This is a genomic window from Duganella sp. 3397 (assembly GCF_031456625.1).
GTDB classification, from domain to species: Bacteria; Pseudomonadota; Gammaproteobacteria; order Burkholderiales; family Burkholderiaceae_D; genus Rugamonas; species Rugamonas phyllosphaerae.
Genome location: NZ_JAVDVB010000008.1, coordinates 37,694 through 52,470 on the forward strand (window position 1 = coordinate 37,694; position 14,777 = coordinate 52,470).

At 62.7% G+C, this 14,777-nt stretch carries 13 protein-coding genes; 6 read left to right on the forward strand and 7 right to left on the reverse strand.

The window, feature by feature from the left end; translation table 11 throughout:
• Positions 1–52: 52 nt before the first annotated feature.
• From J2X54_RS22470 to ompA, 7 genes are all read right to left on the reverse strand, one after another.
• Positions 53–526, reverse strand: a complete 474-nt coding sequence (locus J2X54_RS22470) for a carboxymuconolactone decarboxylase family protein (RefSeq protein ID WP_310183965.1) — start codon at positions 524–526, stop codon at positions 53–55.
• Positions 527–613: 87 nt separating this feature from the next.
• Positions 614–1,486 carry an RNA polymerase sigma-70 factor gene (locus J2X54_RS22475; RefSeq protein WP_310183967.1) on the reverse strand — a complete coding sequence of 291 codons (873 nt, stop codon included), beginning with the start codon at positions 1,484–1,486 and terminating at the stop codon, positions 614–616.
• A 260-nt stretch (positions 1,487–1,746) separates the two neighbouring features.
• Positions 1,747–2,865, reverse strand: a complete 1,119-nt coding sequence (locus J2X54_RS22480) for a hypothetical protein (protein ID WP_310183968.1) — start codon at positions 2,863–2,865, stop codon at positions 1,747–1,749.
• Positions 2,866–2,945: 80 nt separating this feature from the next.
• A complete protein-coding gene (locus tag J2X54_RS22485; RefSeq protein ID WP_310183970.1) occupies positions 2,946–3,995 on the reverse strand; it encodes a hypothetical protein in 1,050 nt (349 codons plus the stop codon).
• Positions 3,996–4,139: 144 nt separating this feature from the next.
• On the reverse strand, positions 4,140–4,820 hold the full coding sequence (locus tag J2X54_RS22490; protein ID WP_310183972.1) for an HAD-IA family hydrolase: 681 nt from the start codon (positions 4,818–4,820) through the stop codon (positions 4,140–4,142).
• 5 nt (positions 4,821–4,825) lie between these two features.
• Complete coding sequence (ubiG, locus tag J2X54_RS22495) at positions 4,826–5,524, reverse strand: bifunctional 2-polyprenyl-6-hydroxyphenol methylase/3-demethylubiquinol 3-O-methyltransferase UbiG (protein WP_070249380.1); 699 nt, start codon at positions 5,522–5,524, stop codon at positions 4,826–4,828.
• A gap of 163 nt (positions 5,525–5,687) precedes the next feature.
• The gene (ompA, locus tag J2X54_RS22500) at positions 5,688–6,398 is read right to left on the reverse strand and encodes an outer membrane protein OmpA (RefSeq protein ID WP_070249381.1); all 711 of its coding nucleotides are present in this window, start codon (positions 6,396–6,398) and stop codon (positions 5,688–5,690) included.
• Positions 6,399–6,856: 458 nt separating this feature from the next.
• Here ompA and gyrA point away from each other — a divergent pair, with 458 nt between their 5' ends.
• The 6 genes from gyrA to J2X54_RS22530 all read left to right on the forward strand — a co-directional run bounded on the left by gyrA (position 6,857) and on the right by J2X54_RS22530 (position 14,581).
• Positions 6,857–9,550: a DNA gyrase subunit A gene (gyrA, locus tag J2X54_RS22505; protein ID WP_310183976.1), complete on the forward strand. Its 2,694-nt coding sequence runs from the start codon at positions 6,857–6,859 to the stop codon at positions 9,548–9,550.
• Positions 9,551–9,647: 97 nt separating this feature from the next.
• Complete coding sequence (locus J2X54_RS22510; protein ID WP_310183979.1) at positions 9,648–10,226, forward strand: DUF2059 domain-containing protein; 579 nt, start codon at positions 9,648–9,650, stop codon at positions 10,224–10,226.
• A 27-nt stretch (positions 10,227–10,253) separates the two neighbouring features.
• Entirely contained in the window at positions 10,254–11,342 is a 1,089-nt protein-coding gene (serC, locus tag J2X54_RS22515; RefSeq protein ID WP_310183982.1) for a 3-phosphoserine/phosphohydroxythreonine transaminase, read from the forward strand.
• 127 nt (positions 11,343–11,469) lie between these two features.
• Positions 11,470–12,543: a prephenate dehydratase gene (gene pheA, locus J2X54_RS22520; protein WP_070249384.1), complete on the forward strand. Its 1,074-nt coding sequence runs from the start codon at positions 11,470–11,472 to the stop codon at positions 12,541–12,543.
• A gap of 23 nt (positions 12,544–12,566) precedes the next feature.
• On the forward strand, positions 12,567–13,679 hold the full coding sequence (gene hisC, locus J2X54_RS22525; protein ID WP_310183986.1) for a histidinol-phosphate transaminase: 1,113 nt from the start codon (positions 12,567–12,569) through the stop codon (positions 13,677–13,679).
• Between the two features lie 2 nt (positions 13,680–13,681).
• Positions 13,682–14,581: a prephenate dehydrogenase/arogenate dehydrogenase family protein gene (locus J2X54_RS22530; protein WP_310183988.1), complete on the forward strand. Its 900-nt coding sequence runs from the start codon at positions 13,682–13,684 to the stop codon at positions 14,579–14,581.
• The last annotated feature ends 196 nt before the right edge of the window (positions 14,582–14,777 follow it).

The following is a 14,777-nucleotide window of genomic DNA, read 5'->3' on the forward strand; positions in this document are numbered from 1 at the left end:
TGTCTTTAAAATAAGTATAAATAGTTTTATAGATATGTTGTCATTACGCCCGTCAAAATCCCGGCGCCGGTACTTCGGGAATCTGGTTATGCAAGCTGGCGTTGATCACGTTCCAACCGCGTATCACGGCGATGCCATAGCTCAGTTCGATGATCTGGTTGTCGTCGAAGTGGGCTTTAAGCTGTGCGAAGTCGTCATCGCTTGGCTGCTGGTGGGGCAGGGCGTTGGCGGCTTCGGCCCAGTTGAGGGCGGCGCGTTCGCTGGCGCTGAAGAATGATGGCGGGGCTTCGCGCCAGCCGCCAATAGCATTCACGTGGCGCGGGTCCATGCCTTGTTTGATCAGGTCGCGCCAGTGCATGTCGATGCACACGCCGCAGCCGTTGATTTGCGAGACGCGCAGGTTGACCAGTTCCACCAGGCGGATGCCCAGCGAACTTTTCTTGACGCTGGTGGATAGCGCGATCATCGCCTGCAGGCTGGCGGGGGCGGCGTGGTAAAAATCGTTGATGCGGGCGGCTTGGGTCATGATGTTCCCTTTCGAAGCAGTGGAGGGCGCACCATTGCGCGCCTCATGCTCCTTAGACGCGGCAGCCACCGCGCTTGTGACAGCCTTCTAAAAAATAGCGTGGGGCACGTTGGCAAGCTTGTCGGGGTTGCGCACCACCAGCACCGCCGCGATCTTGCCGTCCTCGATCACGAACGATTGCGCCGATTCCAGCTGGCCTTCCACGTAGCGCAGCAAGCCCGGCTCGCCATTCACGCGTGCCTGGCGGTAGTCCACCCGCAGCGGGTGCTGGTGCTCGACCGACCAGAACACGCCCGCCACCCGGCCGGCTCCGTGCAGGATGCGCATGAAGGAACGGATCTTGCCGCCGCCGTCGGACACCAGTTGCACGTCGTCGGCCATCATGGCTTTCATGGCGTCGCGGTCGCCGGCCTTGGCAGCCGCCATGAAGCGGCCGAGCAGGGCATGATGAGTGTGTTTCGGGACGTCAAAGCGCGGCTGTTGCTGGCGCACGCGGTCCTGGGCGCGGTGCACCATCTGCCGGCACGCCGCTTCGGTCTTGCCCAGCATGGCGGCGATGTCGGCGTAGTCGTGGTCGAACACCTGGCGCATCAGGAAGGCGGCGCGCTCTTCGGGCGACAGGCGCTCGAGCACCCACAGAAAGGCCATCGAGATGTCGCTGGCCATCTCGGCGCTGGTCTCGGGTGTGCGTTCGTCGAGCTCGACAATGGGTTCGGGCAGCCACCAGCCGATGTAGGTGGCGCGCTCGGCCTGGCGACCGCGCAGGTAGTCGATCGCCAGCCGGGTGGTGGTGGTGACCAGCCAGGCTTCGGGTGACTGGATGGCGGCTTGGTCGCTGCCGTGCCAGCGCAGCCAGGCGTCCTGCACCACGTCTTCGGCATCGGCGCGCACGCCCAGCATGCGGTAGGCGATGGCGAACAGGCGCGGGCGCAGGGTGTTGAAGGTGTTGGCGTCGGTCATGGTTGTCGCGAACGAGTGGGCTTGGATCATAGACGGCTAACCGCCGCGGTTTGTGACAGCATCCGCGAAAATATCTTTGGTCAATATCAAGCCACCGCTACCCTGAATTCCAGGCCTGTGGAACTTATCCAGCCACCCACAGTCCAACCCTTTCCGCCGCTGCGAGCCTGAAATCCACTCAGGCTTATACACGGGGTTGCCGGGAGGCTGCACGACGGGCTGCCGGCGCCCCGGTATGCATGTTTGCGCCGGCGGGTTCGTCAGGCGCGCGCCTTGCTCGGTGCTGCCAGCGGCACCGGTGCGGTCATCACCGCGCCATCGTTGAAGGTGCAGTCGAATACATGCGCGCGCGAGGCGGGCGCGGCCACCGAATACAGGTCGTTGTACGGGTTGTCGTCGGCGATGCGCAAATCGATGCGTACGCTCTCGAGGTGGTTACTGGCCTCGATCTCGCGCAGCCGTTCGCGCCGCACGTCCACCTCGCGGCTGGTGCGTCCCTGCATGATCGGTCCCTCGAAATACCGTATCAGCGCGCATTCGATGGCGTCCACCCGGTCCTTGAGCAGCATGTCGGCCGCCACCGCGTTCTGGTTTACCGGCTGGTCGCCAGGGTCGCCGTCGTCGCACAGCACTTCCACCTGCATGCGCTGCACCAGCAGCAGCAGGTCGTTGTCTTCGCTGTTGTTGTGGTGGATGCGTTGCACGGCCGACAGCCGCGCGCGCACCAGGCGCCCGGCCGGATCCTTGGTTTGTCCCACGTACTGCACTTTGCTGGGAATTTTCAGGCTATGGTCGTAACGCTGCAGCACTTCGTGAATCGAGAAGGCCTCCACCAGGCCGCCCCAGTTGAGCGTGATGAAGCGGTCGGTCATGCTCACGACCGGCTTCTTGAGGGTGGCGGCAAACGGCACTTCCAGGTCCATTTGCACGGTGGCGCGCTTGCCTTCGCTGCCGACCAGGATCGGCACGGTGAGCTTGAGCGAGAAAAACGCCCAGCTCACGCTGCGCGTTGGATCGAAGCGCACGATGGGGCGGTTGATGACGAAATAGATCAGCCGCTTTTCCATGGTCGCCTCGAGATCGAACTGCATACGGCGCAGCTGGCGGCCAACCGGGTCGCGAATGTCGGGCCGTTCGGGAAAACCGGCAAACAGGTCGTACCAGTGGTACTTGGCGTCGGAGACGGTCACGCGCCAGGTTTGCGGCGCGCTGCTGCGCTGGGGCAGCAGCGGCAGCAGGTCGTCGAAAGCCTCGGGTGCCGTCAGCAGATCGTTGAACGGTTCGGGTGCATCCTCCGGCGGCGTTACCAGGCCCAGTTCTTCCAGCGAAGGCTCTTGATCGTCCTCGCCGGCGACCTGGTCGGGTAAATCGCTCGTCATGTGGATGCTCCAGTCTGTCAGCTCAATTGGCCAGTATAGACCTTACCGTGACTTATTTCTATCCAGCAATCTCCAAAATGTCACACTTGGCGCTTCACTTTTGCGCCGCCGGCAGGCGCCGGTGGCGTCATGCGCGACACCACCACGTCGTCGTCGGCGACAAAGCAACTGAGCAGGTGGCGCGGCGCCGCAGCTGCCAGCGCCGAGCCGATGGTGTCATACGCGCCCATTTCCGGCCACTCCAGGTCGAGCGTGAATTGCACCAGGTTGTTGGCTTGCTGCACAGCGGTGACCCGCTCGCGCCGCGCCTGGCGTTCGGCCTGCCTGCGCGTCTCGGCGGCGGTGCCTTCGAAATGACGGATCAGCGCCGCTTCCAGCAAGTCCATGCGCTCGCCTTGCAGTACGGCGGCGGCGCGCGGATGGGCGTTGTGGGGCAGTTCGGCCGGGTCGCCGCTGGCGCAGTTGACCTTGACATCGAACTGCTGCACCAGCAGCAGGGTGTCGAAGTCTTCCTTGTGTTTGGCGTGCAGCTTTTGCAGCGCCGGCAGTTGCGCGCGCGCCAGTTGCGCTTCCGGATCATGGGTCTGGCCCACGTACACCACCTCGCACGGCACCTTGTCCGGCGCGTGCGCTTGCAAGATATCGTGGACCGAGTAGGCCTCCACCAGCCCGCCCCAGTTGAGCGTGACGAAATTGGCGGTCAGTTTGACGGTCGGCTTTTTCAGCGTGGCGGCAAACGGCACGGTGAGCTCGAAGGTGATGCTGTCGCGCTTTTTTGCCTGGCCCACCAGCAGCGGCAAGGTCAGCTTGAGCGAAAAGAAGCCCCACTGGATGGCCGCTGCAGGATCGAAGCGCACCTGTGGCCGGGTGAGGGCGAAGAACAGGTGGTGGCGCGATGCCATCGCTTCGAGCTCGAACTGCATGCGGCGCTGGTAGCGGCCGATCGGGTCGTGAATGTCGAGACGCTCGGGGAAGCCGGCGATCAGGTCATACCAGTGCATCCTGGCGTCGGCCACGCTGGCGTACCAGCTTTGCGGGGCAGTATGGCGCTCGGGCAGGTATGCCGTGTAATCGGCGATTTGCTCCGCTTGAGGCCGCAGGGTTGGGGCAGCCAGCTCGGTAAGAGTCATGATGTTGGAGTGTAGGTTAAAAGGTCTCGCTGCTTTCTAGTTATTAGATTACTAATCAGTAATTCTACGCAGCAAGACGCAGGCTACCCCTGCTTTCCATGCAAATCAACAGTTTTTCGACACTGCTGAAAAAATACGCAACTTCTACAACGATTCCTGCATCAACGCCAGCAGCGCGAGCGGGTCGTTCAGCACCCGGTCGGCCTGCCAGTCCAGCGGCTTGTGCGGGCCGCAATAGCCCCAGCCGGCGGCAATGGTGGGCATGCCGGCGGCCTTGCCGGCCTGGATGTCGCGCAGGTCGTCGCCCACGTACCAGCAGTCGCGCGGGTCGAGGCCCAGGCGCGCGGCCGCCTCGAACAGCGGCGCCGGGTGCGGCTTGGCGTGCGCCGTGGTGTCGCCGGAGATCGAGCAGGCCGCGTGATCGAGGCCGATCAGCGGCAGCAGCGGGTCGGTAAAACGCTTGGGCTTGTTGGTGACCACGCCCCATTGCACGCCGGCCGCTTCGATACCGGCCAGCAGTTCCGGCACGCCGTCGAACAGCGTGCTGTGGTCGGCGATGTTGGCTGCATAGTTGTCGAAGAAGCCGTCGCGCAGCGCCAGGTAGTCGTCGTCCTCGGGCGTCAGGCCAAAGGCCACGCCGATCATGCCGCGCGCGCCGGCCGAGGCGGTAGGGCGCAGCAACTGGTAATCGGACGGCGCCAGGCCGCGCGTGGTGCGCAGCAGGTTGACGGCGGCGGCCAGGTCGGGCGCAGTGTCGGCCAGTGTGCCGTCGAGGTCGAACAGGATGGCGCGCGGCGCAGCCAGGGCAGCTAGGGCAGTGGTCATTGAGGTCAGTCGAGTGGGCGGGTGGTGGCGATCATGTAATTGACGCTGGTGTCGTCATTGAGCGAATAGATCTTGGTGAGCGGGTTATAGGTCAGCCCTTTCATGGCGCGCGTTTCGAGCCCGGCGCTGCGGACGTACTGCGCCAGTTCCGACGGCGTGATGAACTTGGCGTAGTCGTGGGTACCCTTGGGCAGCAAGCGCAGCACGTACTCGGCGCCGATGATGGCGAACAGGTAGGACTTCGGATTGCGGTTAATTGTGGAAAAGAACACGTGGCCCCCCGGTTTGACCAGGGTGGCGGCGGCGCGCACGATGGCGCCCGGATCGGGTACGTGTTCGAGCATTTCCATGCAGGTGACCACGTCGTACTGTCCCGGCTCCTGCGCGGCCATGTCTTCGGCGGCGATCAGCTTGTAGCGCACCTGCACGCCCGACTCCAGGCTGTGCAGGTCGGCCACCTTCAGCGCTTTTTCGCTGAGGTCGATGCCGGTGACGTCGGCGCCCTTGCGCGCCATCGATTCGCTGAGAATGCCGCCGCCGCAACCGATGTCGATCACCTTCTTGCCGGCCAGCGGCACGCGGGCGTTGATCCACTCCAGACGCAGCGGGTTCAGTTCGTGCAGCGGGCGGAATTCGGAGGTGGGGTCCCACCAGCGGTGAGCCAGGTCGGAAAATTTTTGCAGTTCTAAGGGATCGGCGTTCATGGTGCGGCTTTCATGAAAAGGGTTGCCGCTATTCTAGCCGACAACCCCGCAATCCGACGCGGTCGGACCCTGTACAGGGTCCGACCCCAGGTTTTGCCGTGCGGGCGAAAAAAAACCCTGCCGAAGCAGGGTTTTTTTACCGGGGTACTACGCTCAGCGAATATTACTTGCTGGTGCCAACGACTTCGATTTCCACGCGACGGTTCTTCGCACGGCCTTCGGCAGTCTTGTTGTCGGCTACTGGCTGTTTCTCGCCTTTGCCTTCGGTGTACACGCGGGTTGCGTCAACGCCTTTGGAGATGATGTAGGCTTTAACGGCTTCAGCGCGGCGTACCGACAGCTTCTGGTTGTACTCGTCCGAACCAACGGAGTCGGTATGACCAACAGCGATGATGACTTCCAGGTTGATGGCGCCCAGTTTCGAGGTCACTTCGTCCAGTTTCGACTTGCCTTCTGGTTTCAGGACCGATTTGTCGAAGTCGAAGAACGCGTCAGCTGCGAAGCTCACTTTTTGTGCGGTTGGCACTGGTGCTGGCATTGGTGCTGGAGCTGGTTGTACTGGTGCTGGAGCAGGAGCTGGTGGTGGTGGCGGTGCTACGCATTTGCCATTTTCCAGTTTCTCTGGCTCAACGCACAGTGGCAGGTCGCAACCTGGCACGGCATCGGCTGGCGTCCAGTAGCCGGTGCGCCAGCACAGACCGAACGGATCACGCACGATCACACCGCGTGCATCTTGCACGTAGGCGCTTTTAGGGGTGGCAGCCTTGATGTCCTGGGTCACAGGAGCGTAAGGTGGCGCGGTAGGCGCGGTTTGCGCGAATGCCGAACCTGCAAAGGCAGCCGAGATGGCCAACAACGAAATAAGTTTCTTCATATTTTTTTTCCTTTCGGGGGTGATATCCGCAGAAAAACTGCGCGACGTGCATTACGTGGGCCGGATTTTACCACGCAGGGGCGTCACGCCCGTCTCCCGATTGCGAAACAAGCAATTGACTTCTAATTCATTTTGCCACAATAGATCGTGGTGCGCGAAAGAGGTGCACTTATGCACCATTTTGCCCACTACCAATATGTTGTTTCGGCGCAACGTGATTCTGGATAATAATTGAGTAATGTGTCACGAATATTACATCGTGTTACAAGCGCCTATCGTGCGCCATCCCGCATAGGCGCTGGGCTGGCGGTCTATTTGTGCTGGCAGCCCGGTCGGCATGGTAAAATCGAATGCTTGCCTCTCTGGTAAAACAGCGTCGGCAAGCATGCAGCAAGTGCGGCATACATTGCTTAATGCTCAAGAGTTAACCCCACAGTCAAAGATCAGTCGACCCGCCAATGGATCAATTCGCAAAAGAAACAATCCCTATTTCCCTCGAAGAAGAGATGCGCAAGAGCTACCTCGATTACGCCATGAGCGTGATCGTGGGCCGCGCGTTGCCTGACGTGCGCGACGGCTTGAAGCCGGTGCACCGCCGGGTTCTGTTCGCGATGCATGAAATGAACAACGTGTGGAACCGTCCGTACGTCAAGTGCGCGCGCGTGGTCGGCGAAACCATGGGTAAATACCACCCGCACGGCGACGCCTCGATCTACGACACGCTGGTGCGCATGGCGCAGGACTTCTCGCTGCGCTACATGCTGGTCGATGGCCAGGGCAACTTCGGCTCGGTCGATGGCGACGGCGCGGCGGCGATGCGTTACACCGAGTGCCGCCTCGACAAGATCTCCAGCGAACTGCTGGCCGATATCGACAAGGACACCGTCGACTTCCAGCCCAACTACGACGGCAAGGAAAAAGAGCCGACGGTACTGCCTACCCGTATTCCCAACCTGCTGATCAACGGTTCGTCCGGTATCGCGGTGGGTATGGCCACCAATATTCCGCCGCACAATCTGCACGAAGTGATTGCCGGCGCGATGCACGTGCTGCAAAACCCGCAGTGCTCGATCGACGAACTGATCGAACTGATCCCTGCGCCCGACTTCCCGACCGGCGGCACCATTTATGGCGTCTCGGGCGTGCGCGATGGTTATCGCACCGGCCGTGGCCGCGTGGTCATGCGCGCCAAGACTCACTACGAGGAATACGGCAAGGACGGCGGCCGCACCGCCATCATCGTCGACGAGCTGCCATACCAGGTCAACAAGAAGTCGCTGCTCGAGCGCATCGCCGAAAACGTGCGTGATAAAAAGCTCGAAGGCATTTCCGACATCCGCGACGAGTCCGACAAGTCGGGCATGCGGGTGGTGATCGAGCTCAAGCGTGGCGAAGTACCTGAAGTGGTGCTGAACAACCTGTACAAGCAAACCCAACTGCAAGACACCTTCGGCATGAACATGGTGGCGCTGGTCGATGGCCAGCCGCGCCTGCTGAACCTGAAGGAAATGCTGCAGTGCTTCCTGTCGCACCGCCGCGAAGTGGTCACGCGCCGCACCGTGTTCGAACTGCGCAAGGCGCGCGAACGCGGCCACGTGCTCGAAGGCCTGGCCGTTGCGCTGGCCAATATCGACGACTTCATCGCCCTGATCAAGGCCGCGCCTACGCCGCCGGTGGCGAAAGCCTCGCTGATGGACCGTTCGTGGGATTCGTCGATCGTGCGTGAAATGCTGGCCCGTACCGGCGAAGGCGACACCGTCGGCGGCATCGATGCCTTCCGTCCCGAGCACCTGCCCAAGCACTACGGCATGCAGGCCGACGGCATGTACCGCCTGTCCGACGACCAGGCCCAGGAAATTCTGCAAATGCGCCTGCAGCGCCTCACCGGCCTGGAGCAGGACAAGATCGTCAACGAGTACAAGGACGTGATGGCCGAAATCGCCGACCTGCTCGACATCCTGTCCAAGCCGTCGCGCGTGACCACCATCATTACCGACGAAATGACCTCGGTGCTCAACGAGTTCGGCGACCGCGCCAAGGATCCGCGCCGTTCCAACATCGAACTCAATGCCACCGACCTCGGTACCGAAGACCTGATCACGCCGCAGGACATGGTCGTGACCTTGTCGCACACCGGTTACATGAAGGCGCAGCCAATTTCCGAGTACCGTTCGCAAAAACGCGGCGGTCGCGGCAAGCAGGCCATGGCCACCAAGGAAGAAGACTGGATCGACCAGTTGTTCATCGCCAACACGCACGATTACATCCTGTGCTTCTCCAACCGTGGCCGCATGTACTGGCTCAAGGTCTGGGAAGTGCCGCAAGGCTCGCGCAATTCGCGCGGCAAGCCAATCGTCAACATGTTCCCGCTGGCCGACAACGAGAAGATTACCGTGATCCTGCCGCTCTCCGGCGAGAACCGCACCTTCCCTGAAGACCACTACGTGTTCATGTCCACCAGCCTGGGTACGGTCAAGAAGACGCCGCTGAAGGACTTCAGCAACCCGCGCAAGGCCGGCATCATTGCCGTGGACCTCGACGAAGGCGACTTCCTGATCGGCGCCGCGCTTACCGATGGCGAACACGATGTGATGCTGTTCTCCGATTCCGGCAAGGCCGTGCGCTTCGACGAAAACGACGTGCGTCCGATGGGCCGTAACGCCCGTGGTGTGCGCGGCATGAATCTCGACGAAGGCCAGCGCGTGATCGCGCTGCTGGTCGCCGAGAACGAGCAGCAGTCGGTGCTCACCGCCACCGAGAACGGCTACGGCAAGCGTACGCCGATTACCGAGTACACGCGTCATGGCCGTGGCACCAAGGGCATGATCGCGATCCAGACGTCCGAGCGTAACGGCCGCGTGGTCGCCGCCACCCTGGTGGAGCCGACCGACGAGATCATGCTGATCACCACCGGCGGCGTGCTCATTCGCACCCGCGTGGCGGAGATCCGCGAAATGGGCCGCGCCACGCAAGGCGTGACCCTGATCGCGGTCGAAGACGGCACCAAGCTGTCCGGCCTGCAGCGCGTGGTGGAAACCGACATCGATGAAGTGGAGCTGGAACCAGGTCCGGACGGTGCTGCTGCTGCTGCTGTCCCTGCCGCTGCTCCCGCCGATCCTGATGCCAACCCGGATGACACAGCCGCCGAATAAGGCGTAGCCTATTTCCTGGACTCGTTCCGGGGCCGGCGGGGCCAGGTCTGTCGCAGCGATGCGGCGAGGACTGGCCCCGTTTTTATTTGAGGATCACATGAAGAAAATCGTCGCAATCCTGGCCGCATCGGCCACCCTGGCGCTGTCCGGCGCAGCTGCGGCCCAGGCGCCAGTTGCTGCTCCGGTGGCTGCTGCTGCCCCGGCAGCGCTCGACCCGGCCGCACTCAAGGCCGCGCGCGAGTTGTTCGACTCGATGAACTATCGCCAGTCGATGCAGGAAATGATGCGCCAGATGTCGCAGTCGGCCATGCAGTCGATGCGGCCGATGATGGAAGCCGCCACCAGCCAGGACAAGCGCCTGAGCGAAGCCCAGCGCAAGCAGATGCTCGACAAGATAGACGCCAAGATGCCGCAACTGAACCAGATGATGATGGAATCGATGGGCGACCCGGCGCTGGTGGACGAGTTGCTGGCGCAGGCGATTCCGATCTATGCCCGCAATTTCACTGTAGACGAATTACACCAACTGGCAGCGTTCTACGCCACCCCCGTTGGCAAGAAAATGATGGCGGTGATGCCCAAGCTGGCCAGCGAAAGCATGGCCTCGAGCCAGCAGCTGATGGCGCAGCGCATGCAGCCAATGATGGCCAGGCTGCTCACCATTTTGCAGGACTAGCATTCATTGTTTAATAAGGAACGCAACGTGACTCACATCTATAACTTCTCCGCCGGCCCGGCCGTCCTGCCCAAGGAAGTGCTGGCGCAAGCCGCCGCCGAAATGCTGGACTGGCATGGCAGCGGCATGTCGGTGATGGAGATGAGCCACCGCGGACCAGAGTTCATTTCGATCTACAAGGCGGCCGAGCGCGACCTGCGCGAGCTGCTGGCAATACCGGACAATTACAAGATCTTGTTCATGCAGGGCGGGGGCTTGTCCCAGAACGCCCTGGTTCCGTTGAACCTGGTGGGCCACAAGCCGCAGCCAGCAACCATCGATTTCATCCACACCGGTTCGTGGTCGGGCAAATCCATCAAGGAAGCCGCCAAGTACGCCAACGTCAACATCGCCGCTTCGTCGATGACGTCGGTGCCGCCGCAGTCCACCTGGCAGCTCACGCCCGGCGCGGCCTACCTGCACATGTGCACCAACGAGACCATCGACGGTGTCGAATTCGATGTCGATGCCGGTGTGCCGGCAGTGCAGCCGGACGTGCTGCTGGTGGCCGACATGTCGTCGCACATCCTGTCGCGTCGCATCGACGTGTCGAAATACGGCGTGATCTTTGCCGGCGCCCAGAAAAACATCGGCCCGGCGGGACTGACCATCGTCATCGTGCGTGACGACCTGCTGGGCAAGGCGCTGCCAGCGTGCCCGTCGGCGTTCGACTTCAAGCTGGTGGCCGACAACGACTCGATGTACAACACGCCGCCCACCTACGGCATCTACATCGCCGGGCTGGTGTTCCAGTGGCTGAAAAAGAACGGCGGCGTGGCGGCCATGGAAGAGCGCAACATCGCCAAGGCCAAGCTGCTGTACGCGGCGCTCGATGCCGACGATTTTTACCAGACCCGCGTGGATGCGGGCAGCCGCTCGCGCATGAACATTCCCTTCTACCTGAAGGACGAAAGCCGGAACGACGAATTCCTGGCCGGCGCCAAGGCGCGCGGCCTGCTGCAGCTGAAGGGCCACAAGTCCGTCGGCGGCATGCGCGCATCGATCTACAACGCCATGCCTATAGAAGGTGTGCAGGCGCTGGTAGACTATTTAAACGAATTCGCTGGGCGGCGATAACCGTTGCCTTTACCAACGTCATCCTCGCGAACGCGGGGATCCATACTGAGCGTACTGAAGACGCGTTCTATGGATTCCCGCCTGCGCGGGAATGACGGCTTTGCGTTTAGCTGATAAAGAAACCGCCATGAACGACAAACTCAAACCCCTGCGCGAACAGATCGATGCGATCGACGCGCAAATCCTCGACCTGCTCAACCGCCGCGCCCAGGTGGCGCAGGAAGTGGGCCACGTCAAGGCCGAAACCAACGCCCCGGTATTCCGTCCCGAGCGCGAAGCGCAGGTGCTGCGCGGCGTGGCCGACCGCAACCCGGGCCCCATGGGCAACGCCGAGATGCAGACCATCTTCCGCGAAATCATGTCCGCCTGCCGTTCGCTGGAAAAACGCGTGACCGTCGCCTTCCTGGGACCGGCCGGCACCTACAGCGAACAGGCCGTGTACCAGCAGTTCGGCACTGCGGTCGATGTGATGGCGTGCGCTTCCATCGACGAAGTGTTCCGCGCCACCGAGGCCGGCACCGCCGACTTTGGCGTGGTGCCGGTGGAGAACTCCACCGAGGGCGCCATCGGCCGCACGCTCGACCTGCTGCTCAACACGCCGCTGACCATCAGCGGCGAGGTGGCCATCGCCGTGCGTCACAGCCTGCTCACCGGCAGCGGCACCATGGACGGCGTGACCGCGATCTGCGCCCACGCCCAGGCGCTGGCGCAGTGCCAGATCTGGCTGAACAACAATTACCCCGAGATCGAGCGCCGCGCCGTCTCGTCCAACGCGGAAGCGGCGCGCATGGCGCGCGACGATCACTCGGTGGCGGCGATTGCCGGCGAGCGCGCCGGCGTACGCTACAGCCTGGGTACCGTGAAAGCCAATATCCAGGACGACCCGCACAACCGCACCCGCTTTGCCGTGATCGGCACCTTGCGCACCGGTCCATCGGGCATCGACCGCACGTCGATGGCGCTGGCCGCGCCGCACAAGGCCGGCTCGGTTTACCGTCTGCTCGGTTCCCTGGCGCAGAACGGCGTGTCGATGACGCGTTTCGAATCGCGCCCGGCCCGCAACGGTAACTGGGAATACTATTTTTACGTGGACGTCGAAGGCCATATCGAAAACCCCGCCGTGGCCAAGGCGCTGGAAGAATTGCAGGGCAATGCTGCCTTCTTCAAGGTACTGGGTTCCTACCCGGTAAGCCTGACTTGAACCTATAAAAAAGAGAGACCACCATGACCAAGAATTTCGGGCCGGAGTACGTCCGCGCCATTGCTCCTTACCAGGCCGGCAAACCGATCGCTGAAGTCGCGCGTGAATTCGGTTTGCAGGAAGACGCCATCGTCAAACTGGCATCCAACGAAAACCCGTTCGGCGTGCCGGAATCGGCCAAGGCCGCCATGAGCGCTGCCGCCGCCGAACTGGGCCGCTACCCGGACGCCAACGGCTTCGACCTGAAAGCCGCGCTGGCCAAGCGCTACAACGTGCCGGCCGACTGGATCACGCTGGGCAACGGCAGCAACGACATCCTGGAAATTGCCGCCCACGCCTTCGTGGAGCGCGGCCAGTCGGTCGTGTATTCGCAGTATTCGTTTGCCGTGTACGCGCTGGCCACCCAGGGCGTGGGGGCACGCCACATCGTGGTGCCGGCCAAGGCCCACGGCCATGACCTCGACGCCATGCTCGCCGCGATTGCCGAAGACACGCGCCTGGTCTTCATCGCCAACCCGAACAACCCTACCGGCACTTTCATTCCGGCTGCCGACATCGAGGCGTTCCTGCAGAAAGTGCCGGCCAGCGTGGTGGTGGTGCTCGACGAGGCGTACAACGAATTCCTGGCGCAGGAAAACCAGTTCGAGTCGGCCGACTGGGTGAAAAAATACCCGAACCTGCTGGTCTCGCGCACTTTCTCCAAGGCCTATGGCCTGGCCGGGTTGCGCGTCGGTTTTGCCATCGCCCAGCCGGCGCTGACGGACCTGATGAACCGGATTCGCCAGCCGTTCAACGTCAACTCGCTGGCGCAGGCTGCTGCCATCGCTGCGCTCAACGACAAGGAATTCCTGGCCAAGAGCGCGACCAACAACGCCGCCGGCTACCGCCAGTTTACCGAAGCGTTCGAGCAGCTTGGGCTCGAGTACGTGCCGTCGTACGGTAACTTCGTGCTGGTCAAGGTGGGCGAAGACACCGGCGCCGGCGCGCGCGTCAACCTGTCGCTGCTCAAGCAGGGCGTGATCGTGCGCCCGGTGGGCAACTACGGATTGCCCGAGTGGCTGCGCATCTCGATCGGCCTGCCGCAGGAAAACGCGGTGCTGATCGCGGCGCTGACCAAGGCGCTGGCCGAAAGCTGAAGATGAAGAAGGCAGTCATTTTTGGCGTGGGCCTGATCGGCGGCTCGTTTGCCCGTTCGCTGAAAAAGGCCGGCGTGGTCGAGACGGTGGTGGGCATGGGCCGCTCGCAGGCATCGATGCAGCGCGCGCTCGAATTGGGCATCATCGACGTGATCGGCGCCGACGTGCAGCAAGCGCTGGCTGGCGCCGACCTGGTGCTGCTGGCCGCGCCGGTGGCGCAGACCGAAGCGATCCTGGCGGCCATCGCCCCGCACCTGCAACCGGGCACCGTGGTGACCGACGCCGGCAGCACCAAGTCGGACGTGGTGGCCGCTGCGCGTAGTGCGTTGGCAGGGAAGGTAGCGCAGTTCGTACCGGGTCATCCCATCGCCGGGCGCGAAACCAATGGTCCCGAGGCGGCGATCGACGACCTCTATGTCGGCAAGAAGGTGGTGTTGACGGCGCTGGCCGAGAACAGTGCGGCCGACGTCGAGCGAGTGGCGGCCGCGTGGCGCGCGTGCGGGGCGATTATCCATCGCCTGTCGCCGGAAGAGCACGACAAGGTGTTCGCGGCGGTGAGCCATCTGCCGCACCTGCTGGCGTATGCGCTGGTGGACGATATCGCCCGCAAGCCCCATGCGGACCTGCTGTTCCAGTACGCGGCCAGCGGCTTCCGCGACTTCACCCGCATTGCCGGCTCGTCGCCGGAAATGTGGCGCGACATCAGCCTGGCCAACCAGGCCGCACTGCTGACCGAGCTCGATGCCTACATGGCGCAGCTGGCGGCGCTACGTGGCCGGCTGGCCGCTGGCGACGGCGCTGGCCTGGAACACGTGTACGGCAATGCCCAGCGCGCAAGACATCAATGGATTACCGCGATTGAAACGGCGGAAGCGCCGCAGTTGGCGGATAAAGCGGATTAACCAGATAGACCGCAAATAGTCTGCGGCCGCCGCTCCGTCATCCTCGCGCACGCGGGGATCCATACGGCATTCGAACGATGTTGGCTGATGGTGAAGCTGGCACTGCTCGAGTGTTCCATGGATCCCCGCGTCCGCGGGGATGACGGATTCGAGGGCGGCGCGTTACTGTTATTGCGGCTGTCTTTAAGGAATACCT

Excerpts from the sequence above, each read along its gene's own strand:
- J2X54_RS22470 (WP_310183965.1), bottom strand. The coding sequence starts at position 526 with ATGACCCAAGCCGCCCGCATCAACGATTTTTACCACGCCGCCCCCGCC.
- J2X54_RS22475 (WP_310183967.1), bottom strand. The coding sequence starts at position 1,486 with ATGACCGACGCCAACACCTTCAACACCCTGCGCCCGCGCCTGTTCGCC.
- J2X54_RS22480 (WP_310183968.1), bottom strand. The coding sequence starts at position 2,865 with ATGACGAGCGATTTACCCGACCAGGTCGCCGGCGAGGACGATCAAGAG.
- J2X54_RS22485 (WP_310183970.1), bottom strand. The coding sequence starts at position 3,995 with ATGACTCTTACCGAGCTGGCTGCCCCAACCCTGCGGCCTCAAGCGGAG.
- J2X54_RS22490 (WP_310183972.1), bottom strand. The coding sequence starts at position 4,820 with ATGACCACTGCCCTAGCTGCCCTGGCTGCGCCGCGCGCCATCCTGTTC.
- ubiG (WP_070249380.1), bottom strand. The coding sequence starts at position 5,524 with ATGAACGCCGATCCCTTAGAACTGCAAAAATTTTCCGACCTGGCTCAC.
- ompA (WP_070249381.1), bottom strand. The coding sequence starts at position 6,398 with ATGAAGAAACTTATTTCGTTGTTGGCCATCTCGGCTGCCTTTGCAGGT.
- gyrA (WP_310183976.1), top strand. The coding sequence starts at position 6,857 with ATGGATCAATTCGCAAAAGAAACAATCCCTATTTCCCTCGAAGAAGAG.
- J2X54_RS22510 (WP_310183979.1), top strand. The coding sequence starts at position 9,648 with ATGAAGAAAATCGTCGCAATCCTGGCCGCATCGGCCACCCTGGCGCTG.
- pheA (WP_070249384.1), top strand. The coding sequence starts at position 11,470 with ATGAACGACAAACTCAAACCCCTGCGCGAACAGATCGATGCGATCGAC.
- hisC (WP_310183986.1), top strand. The coding sequence starts at position 12,567 with ATGACCAAGAATTTCGGGCCGGAGTACGTCCGCGCCATTGCTCCTTAC.
- J2X54_RS22530 (WP_310183988.1), top strand. The coding sequence starts at position 13,682 with ATGAAGAAGGCAGTCATTTTTGGCGTGGGCCTGATCGGCGGCTCGTTT.